The following is a 9386-nucleotide window of genomic DNA, read 5'->3' as shown; positions in this document are numbered from 1 at the left end:
GGACCTACCGCATCTATCGGCCTAACGCCATCTATACGACACCTATACAGCCGCTGATCAACATGAGTCCGACTGTGTATTCGCGTTATGCGGAGGTAGAGGGTGTTGAAGAAATCAAGGCGGCCGACCGCGTTACCGGCCCTCATGGCCCTGGCGCTGGTGTCCACTGTCGTGGTGCCGGTCCCAGCGAGAGCGGCGCCGGTCTCGGCCAAGGCCCAGGCGCCGGCCGCGACCTGTCCCGACGAGATGCCGACCGAGATCTCCGCCAGGCTGGCCGCCGCGGTCTGCGGCAAACGGATCAAGGTGACGTCACTCACCTCGGAGACCGACGAGTACTTCATCAACCCCGGCGGCACGGTGACTCAGGAGCACCGCTACCGCCCCGTACGGGTGAAACGTGGCGACGAGTGGACCGCCGCGGACGCGACGCTGGTCGCGAACCCGGACGGGTCGATCGCTCCGAAGGCCTCGTCCGTCTCCTACAGCTTCTCCGGCGGCGGTCAGGGCCCGCTGGTACGCGCATCCGAGAAGGGCACCGAGTTCTCCCTGGACTCGCCGCTCGGCGCTCTGCCCAAGCCGGTGCTGAACGGCGCGACCGCCACCTACTCCGAGGTGCTGCCCGGCGTCGACCTGGTGCTGACCGCAGATGTCGACGGGTTCGCCGAGAAACTCGTGGTCAAGTCCCGCGCAGCGGCCGCCGATCCCAAGCTGAAGGCGCTGACGTTCGCCACCTCCCTGAAGAAGGGCAAGATCAAGGCCGACGAGTACGGCAACGTCGCGATCGTGAACACCAAGGACGACCCGGTGTTCACGACTTCAGCCGCGGAGATGTGGGACGCCACCGCGGAAAAGGCCATGACGCGCAACCCCGCCACCCCGGCCGTCGGCGCGCAGGCGGGCAGGCGCAGCAAGATGGACGTGCGGCTTTCGGCCGGCGCCCTGAAGGTCACCCCTGACGCCGCCCTGCTCACCGACCCCGCCACCGTCTTCCCCGTGACGATCGACCCGAGCTTCACCGCCGCCAAGTCGGGCTGGACGTACGTCGACTCTGCCTATCCGACCAGCGCCTACTACAACTCCACCAATGACGCCACGGCCGGCACCAGTAGCGCCGGCGCGGCCAAGCGGCGCTCGTTCTTCAACATGAGCTTCTCGGGGATGGGCACGGGCAAGCACATCATCTCCGCGACGTTCAACATCAAGGAGACCTGGGCCTGGTCCTGCTCGGCCAGGAACGTCGAACTGCACAGAACCGCCGCGGTCGGCTCCTCCACCAACTGGAACAACCAGCCCGCCTCCAACCTGTCCATCGGCGCGAAGAACGTCGCCTACGGCTGGTCGTCCAGCGGGCTCGGCGGCCCTTCGACCTGCCCGGCGGCCGTCGTCGGCTGGGACGTGACCAGCGCCCTGCAGAGCACCGTGACCGCCGGCGGCACGTCCATCACGTTCATGGTCAAGGCCGGCAGCGAGACCGACAACTACTACTGGAAGCGGTTCGAGAACAACCCGAGCATCTCCATCACCTACAACACGATCCCGGCGACGCCCGCGAGCCTGGCGATCGCGCCGTGCACCACGTGTGCCAGTCCCGCCCTGGTGAGCGCTCCCCAGCCGACGCTGTCCGCCAAGGTCAGCGACACGGACGCGCAGGCGCAGCGGGCCGACTTCGAGGTGTGGACTCCCGACCACGTGACCAAGGTCACCGGCGGCTCCGTCTCGAACATCGCCTCCGGCGCCACCGGATCGTGGAAGGTGGGCACGCCTCTCGCCAACACCTCCTATCACTGGCGGGTCCGCTCCTTCGACGGCACCGACTACAGCGCGTGGTCGAGTTGGTTCACCTTCACCGTGGACGCCACTCCGCCGCCCGCTCCCGCCGTCTCCTCCGACGACTACCCCGAAGACGGGTGGGCGAAGGGATCCGGCCAGGCGGGCAAATTCATCATCACGCCCGGCGGCACCGACGTGTCGGCGGTGCTCTGGTCCTTCGACGGCGGCGCCCAGCAGTCCGCGGCGAACTCCGGCGCGCCGTACGCGCTCAACTGGACCCCCGGCAGTGACGGCCCGCACACCCTGAAGGCGTGGGTGAAGGACAAGGCGGGCAACCTGTCGGCCGCCACCACGTATGCCTTCAACGCCGGCACATCGGCCGTCACCTCGCCGACGGACGGGCAGTCGACCGCTCGCCGCACCGTGCTGGCCGCGACGGGCAGCCCGGGACTGACCGCGGTCACCTTCTCCTACCGGCGCGGCGAGACCGACACCTGGCACCAGGTTCCCGCCGCGGACGTCCGGAAGAAGTCGGACGGCACGGCGATCACCTGGCCGGTGGCGATGGCCTCAGGCGTCTCTCCGGAGCTGATCTGGGACACCACGCACACGCTCACCGAGGACGGCGTGATCCAGGTGCGTGCCGAGTTCACCACCTCGACGGGAACGGCGGCGTCCGATTCGGTCGACCTGGTCGTCGACCGTGAGGCGCAGGGCGCGTCCACCCAGCCCATCGGGCCGGGGGTGGTCAACATGCTCACCGGCGAGTTCAAGATGGCGGCCACGGACGTCAACGTGTTCGGCGTCGGGCTCATGCGCTCCTTCTCCTCGCGCGACCCGCGCAAGGGATCGTCCCTGCCGGGGGTCGCGGCGATCTTCGGCACCGAGTGGACCTCGAGCGGGCTCGCCCAGGCGGGGCAGGGCTCCTTCACGCAGCTCCGTCCCACCTCGGCCACCTCCGTCGAGATCAGCGGCGAAGACTCCTCAGTGGCCTTCACCAAGAACACCGACGGCTCCTTCACCCCTCAGCCGGACGCCTCCAACCTGACGCTGACCTTCGATGCGGCGACCGACCGCTACACCCTTTCCGACGTCAACTCGGCAGACCGGACGGTCTTCGCCAAGGTGAACCCCACGGCGACGACCTACCTGGTCCGCGCCGCCTACCCGGCGAGCGGCAAGGGCAGCACGGTCTTCATCTGGGAGCCGGTGACCGGCTCTGACGGCACGACTCTGGCCAGGCCACTCAAGATCATCGCCCCGTCCTGGTCGGTCGCCTCGCAGACCGACTGCGACGTGGACGACCTCGCCTCCCTGCCCAAGGGCTGCCAGCTGATCAAGTTCACCTACGCCACCACGACGACCGCCGGCGCGCAGCTCGGCGACGTGGCCGGGCAGGTCAAGCAGATCAGCCTCTGGGAGGGCGGGGCGAGCACGCCCCAGGGCCTGGCCGTGTACAGCTACGACGACCTGGGCCGCCTCCGCGAGACGTGGGACCCCGACAGCCCGACCGTCAAGACCCGCTACGACTACGACCTGGGTGGCCGGGTGAACCGGTACACCCCGCCCGGACAGCTGCCGTGGACCATGGCGTACGGCAGGGCGGGCAACGCCGACACCGCGTCCGACGGGATGCTGCTCAGTGTCTCCCGGCCGACGCTCCGCCCGGGAACCCTGAGCGAGACGAACGGCACCGCGACCGTCTCGGTCGTGTACGACGTCCCGATCAGCGGGGCCGGCGCGCCGTACAACCTGGCCCCGGCGACCACGGCGACGTGGGGGCAGTCCGACGCGCCCGCCGACGCGACCGCGATCTTCCCCGCCGACCAGGTGCCCGCGAACAACACCGGACGCGGCGGCCTGGCCGGGTCCGACTACGGCCGCGCCACGATCACCTACCTCGACGCGTCGGCGCAGCTGGTCAACCGCGCGGAGCCAGGCGGCGGCGTATCCGTCAGCCAGGACGACGGGCAGGGCAACACCGTGCTCTCACTCTCGGCGGCCAACCGGGCGCTCGCCCTGGGCCAGGGGCCGAACGCGGCGAACGTCCTGACCCAGCTCGGCCTGCTCAACACACCGACGGCGGAGCGGGCGCGGCTGCTCTCCGAGCAGACCACCTACAGTGCCGACGGGCAGCGTGAGGAGTCCGAGCTCGAACCGCTGCACCTGATCACCTCAGGCGGCGCCCAGGTCGCCGCCAGGAAGCACACGGTCAACACCTACGACGAGGGCCGGCCGGCGGACGCCAAGGTGGCGAACCTGGTCACCACCGTCACCGTGGGCGCCTCGGTGCCCGGCGGGACGGCGGACGCCGATCTCCGGGTCAGCAAGACGTACTACGACTGGAGCTCCGGCCAGGCCACCAAGACCGTCGACGATCCCGGTGGTCTGGCGATCACCAAGACCACCGGATACGACACGGACGGCAGGGTGATCAGCACCACCATGCCGAAGTCGTCGGGCGCCGACGCCGGCACGACCACCACCGAGTACTACACCGCCGACGGCACCGGAACCTGCGGCGGCAAGCCCGAGTGGGCCGGGCTGCTGTGCCGATCGAAGGCGAAGGCTGCGATCTCCGACAGCGGCTCCAACCCCGCCGAACTGGTCAGCAAGGTCTACAGCTACGAAGCGGGCGGCCGCGTCTCCGCCGTGACCGAGACGGCGAACGGGGTCACCAGGACCACCTCCATGACCTACGACACCGGGGGCCGGGTCGTGCAGACCTCGATCACCGGCGGTGTGGGCACGGCGGTACCGGTGGTGACCACGACCTACGACGCGGCGGGACACGCGGTGCAGACCAGCGCGTCCAACGGGACCGTGATCAAACGGGAGTACGACGTGCTGGGACGGCAGGTTTCCTACACCGACTCCGGCGGCGGCGTGACCAGGGCGGAGTACGACGCGCTCGACCGGGTCACCAAGAAGACGGACGGCGCGCCGTCCACGGTGACCTACGTTTACGACACCGCGGCCGACCCCCGGGGCGTGCTCACCTCGATGACCGACTCGGTCGCGGGCAGCTTCACCGCCGCCTACGACCTGGACGGCGCCGTCGTCCACGAGAACCTGCCGGGAGGCGTCTCCTACAGCGTCACCAGGGACCCGGCAGGCGCACCGACCTGGCGCGGCTACCAGAACGCCACAGGTGTGAAGCTGCTCGACGACTCGGTGACCTGGTCGATCCACGGTGAGCAGGTCTCGCACAACGGGCTGTCGTCCCAGCAGATCGGCTACGACAAGGCGGGCAGGATCAGCTCGGTGGACGACACCGTGAGTGGGACCTGCGCGCGGCGGAGGTACGGATACGACGCCAACTCCAACCGGACCGCGCTGACCAGGAGCGGCTGCGACGGCTCGGGCGCGGTCACCGAGAACCACGTCTACGACGGCGGGGACCGGCTGGCCGACTCCGGCTACGTGTACGACGCCTACGGCCGCACCACGGCCACGCCCGGCGGGCTGAAGGTGGACTACTACAACACCGACCTGGTCAAGACGATGACCTCGGGCTCGGTGCGGCAGTCCTACACCCTCGACCCGCAACTCCGGCGCGACACCACCGTGCTGGCGCAGCAGTCGGGCGGCGTCTGGAACAACGTCAGCACGCGGATCGAGCACTTCGACGCCGATGACGACACCCCCGCGTGGGTCGTGGAGGACACCACCTCCGGCGCCGTCACCAGGAACGTCACCTCGATCGCGGGTGGTCTCGCGGCCGTCACATCGGCGACCGGAGACGTCCGGCTGCAGCTCACCAACCTGCACGACGACATCAACGTGGTCTACACCGTGGTCGGCGGAGTGCCTCTGGCACTGGACTACGACGAGTTCGGCAACCCGCGCCCGGGCCAGCCCTCAACGCGGTACGGCTGGCACGGCGCGGCCCAGCGAGCCGCCGACACCCCCGACGGCACCATGCTCATGGGTGTCCGGCTCTACCAGCCCAAGCTGGGACGGTTCCTGCAGACCGACCCGGTGGACGGCGGCAGCGCCAACGCCTACGACTACGCCGCCCAGGCGCCCACCGCCAAGGCCGACCTGGACGGCAAGAAGTGGTACTGGTGCACGAGTTTCTGGGACTTCGCGTTCAACCACTGCGGCGTCAACTACGCCTGGTATCACGGCAGTTGGCTCTGGGTCTCCTGGAAGAAGACCCCCGCGGGCTGGTGGATCCGCGGAATCAAGTACGACTACTGCACGAAGGCCCCCGACAAGCCGCTCGGGTACGACTTCCGGTGGGCGTGCATGATGCACGACTACGGACTGGCCCTGCGCAACATGGGATACGTCCGCAGCAAGGGCGAGGTCGACAACGTCTTCTATTACGTCCTCTACTACGGCGTCTGCTCGCACTACTTCTGGAAGGGGACCTGCAGGGGCATCGCCTACAAGTACTACCTCGCGGTGCACTACATCGGCTAGCCGTGACCGCTTGCTGAATCAGTGAACCCGCACCGGCGGGAGCCGCATGACGGGCTCCCGCCCGGTGCACAGGTGGCTCGGCTCGACTCAAGTGTTGACGGGAGTAAAACGATCGTGCATATTAAGGCGGCTTCGATCTTGTTTGTGCATGATCGTTCTGTCCGGGAGCACGATGGAGTTCGCCGTCCTAGGACCGCTGCGCGTCGCAGCCGAAGCCCAGCCTCTGCCCCTCGGTGCGGGCAAGCAGCGCACCCTGCTCGCCGAACTCATCTGCCATATGGGACGCGCCGTGCCCCCTTCCACTCTCATTGAGGCGTTGTGGGGGCAGTCGCCGCCACGAACCGCCACCGACAACCTCCGGCTCTACGTGCACCAGCTCCGCAGGACGCTGGGCCCTGACCGGATCGTCCGCACCAGCACCGGTTACGTGCTGTCCATCCATCCGGGTGAGTTGGACGCCGGCCGGTTCGAGATCCTTGCCGAACAGGGCGGGACCGCCCTCGCCGCGGGAGACCACGAACGGGCCGCCGCGCTGCTCAGGGAGTCTCTGGAGCTGTGGCGCGGTCCCGCGTACGCGGGGCTGAACCTCACCACCGGGCTCAGCGAACACGCCCACCGCCTCGAAGAGGAACGGCTCACCGCGCTGGAGAACCGGATCGAGGCGGACCTGGCTCGCGGGATGCATGCCGCGTGCGTCGCCGAGCTCATCGGGCTCGTCGCCGAGCACCCGCTGAGAGAGCGGCCACGCATGCAGCTCATGCTCGCCCTGGCCAGGTCGGGACGTCAGGCGGAGGCGCTGGCCACCTACCAGGACGCCCGCCGGGTGTTCGCCGCGGAACTCGGCCTGGATCCCGGTGCCGAGCTCCGCCACCTGCACCAGGCCATCCTCACCGGCACGCTCCCCGTCGACCCCTCCACGGTCTCGTCAGGTGACGTCACCCCCGCCCAGCTCCCGACGGACATCTCCGACTTCACCGGCAGGGACGACCACCTGGCCCGGCTGACGGACCTTCTCGGCAGGGAGCCTCCCCCGGGCCCCGGGCCCGTGCGTGTGTGCGTCATCACGGGGATGGGCGGCGTCGGCAAGACCACGCTCGCCGTACACGCCGCCCATCAGGTCGCGCGGCACTATCCCGACGGCCAGCTCCATGCGAACCTGCACGGCGCCGAGGCCTCCCTCGCCGACCCCTCCCAGGTGCTCGCGGCCTTCCTCACCGCGCTCGGCGCGCCGCGCTCCACGCTGCCGGAGACCACAGAGGAACGGGCCGCGTTCTTCCGGAGCCTGCTGGCGGGACGCCGGATGCTCATCGTGCTCGACAACGCCGCCTCCGAGCAGCAGGTCCGCCCGTTGCTCCCCGGCACGCCCGGCTGCGCGGTCATCGTCACCAGCAGGTCCCGGCTGAACGGGCTGTCCGGCGCGAATCTGATCGAGCTCTCCGTGCTCCTGCCCGAGCAGGCCGTACAACTGCTCTCCAGGATCGCGGGGGCCGGCCGGGTGGCGGCCGAGCCGGACGCGGCGGCCGAGATCGTCCGGCTGTCGGACCACATCCCGCTCGCCGTCCGGGTGGCGGGAGCCCGCCTCGCCGCGCGGCCGCACTGGTCGCTGACCCGCCTGGCCGGGCAGCTCACCGATGAGCGGCGGCGGCTCGACCAGTTCGCCACCGGCGACCTCGCGGTCAGGGCCAGCCTGGCGCTCAGCTACGTCGGTCTCGACCACGTCACGCGCAGGGCGTTCCGGCTGCTCGGCTCGCTGGACGTGCCCGAATTCGCCGGCTGGGTCGCCGGGGCGCTGCTCGACCTGCCGGTGGCCGCGGGAGAGGAGCTGGTCGAGGCTCTGGTGGACACGCAACTCGTGCTCGTCAGCGGAACGGACCTGGTGGGGCAGCCCCGCTACCGGTTCCACGACCTCGTCCGCCTGTACGCCCGCGAGCGCAACGGCCTCGAAGACGAGCCGGAGGCCGTGGCCGCGGCACTGGGCAGGGCTTTCGGGGCCTGGCTCACGCTGGCAGAACGTGCCACAGAAAGGGTGCAGGGCACCTCGTCCGCCATCATCCACGGCACCGCTCCTCGCTGGAACTCCCCCGACGGGGCTCCCTGGGCGGGTCTGGCCGAGCAGGACCCCATGGCGTGGTTCGACACCGAGCGGACGGCGCTGATCGCGTCGATCCGCCAAGCCTGCTCGATGGGCTTGACCGAGGTCGCATGGGATACGGCCTGCTGCGTGGAACGCTACTTCGACGTGAGCGGGCAGTTCGACGACTGGCGCGCCCTGCACGAGCGCGTACTGGAGGCCTGCCGCAAGTCGGGCAACAGGCTCGGCGAAGCGATGATCCTTCGAGGGCTCACGCACGCCACCACGTGGATGGAGACCGGCGGGGCCATGGCCGCGCAGTACGACGGGGCCGAGCAGCTGATCGCCATGTTCACCGAACTGGGCGAGGATCGCGGCCTGGCCGACGCCTACGTGCTGCGCGCCTGGGGGGAGGCGGCCAGGGGCGACATGGCGCAGGGCCTTCGGTCAGGGCAGATCGCGCTGCGCCTGGCGGAAGGCAGCGGCCACATGAGCGGCCAGGCCAGGGCACACGTCTGCATGGCTGTGACGTACGGGCCCAGAGAGATCAGGATGGCCATCGTCCACCTGCTGAAAGCCCTGCCGCTGGCCGAGAAGCTGGGCAACCCGCGCTTCGAGGCCACGACGCTGCAGTTCCTCGGCCTCGCGCACGCCCATGCGAGAGAGTTCGAGGCCGGTCTGGAATATCTGGTCAAGGCGCTGGCCATCTACCGCCAGTTCCGCGACCCGCTGCTGGAGGCGATGGGCCTGGTGGCGCTGGCCAAGCTCTACGGCGTGGCCCGCGACCCCCGGGCCAGGGCCGCGGCGGAGGCGGCCGAGGCGCTGAGCCGCTCCCATCACCTGGCCCACCACAGGGCCGACGCGCTCTGGGTGCTCGGCGACGTCGACCTGGCAGAGGGCAGGTTCGGCGAGGCGGTCACCCATCTGGAGGAGTCGGTGCGGCTCTGGCGCACCCGTGGCTGGCAGGACTTCCTCGCGGGCGCGCTGAGCAGCCTCGCCGACGCCTACACCGCGGCCGGCGACCTCGTGGCGGCTGCCGGGGCACGCCGGGAGGTGGACGCCCTCACCGGGACGGTATCTGATCCGACATCGCAATCTACTCAGTCATGACGATATC

At 69.7% G+C, this 9386-nt stretch carries 2 protein-coding genes; both read left to right on the top strand.

Annotated elements, in window-relative coordinates; all coding sequences use genetic code 11:
• Positions 1–102: 102 nt before the first annotated feature.
• Positions 103–6198 (top strand): phospholipase A2, encoded by a 6096-nt coding sequence (locus tag Pmi06nite_RS34585; RefSeq protein WP_203957407.1) that lies wholly within the window; start codon positions 103–105, stop codon positions 6196–6198.
• 148 nt (positions 6199–6346) lie between these two features.
• Positions 6347–9379: an AfsR/SARP family transcriptional regulator gene (locus tag Pmi06nite_RS34580; protein ID WP_239114400.1), complete on the top strand. Its 3033-nt coding sequence runs from the start codon at positions 6347–6349 to the stop codon at positions 9377–9379.
• Positions 9380–9386 lie beyond the last annotated feature (7 nt).

The sequence above is a fragment of the Planotetraspora mira genome (assembly GCF_016863275.1).
Lineage (GTDB): Bacteria > Actinomycetota > Actinomycetes > Streptosporangiales > Streptosporangiaceae > Planotetraspora > Planotetraspora mira.
Note: the sequence above shows the minus strand (reverse complement) of the source record. Positions and strands in the feature narration are given on the sequence as shown.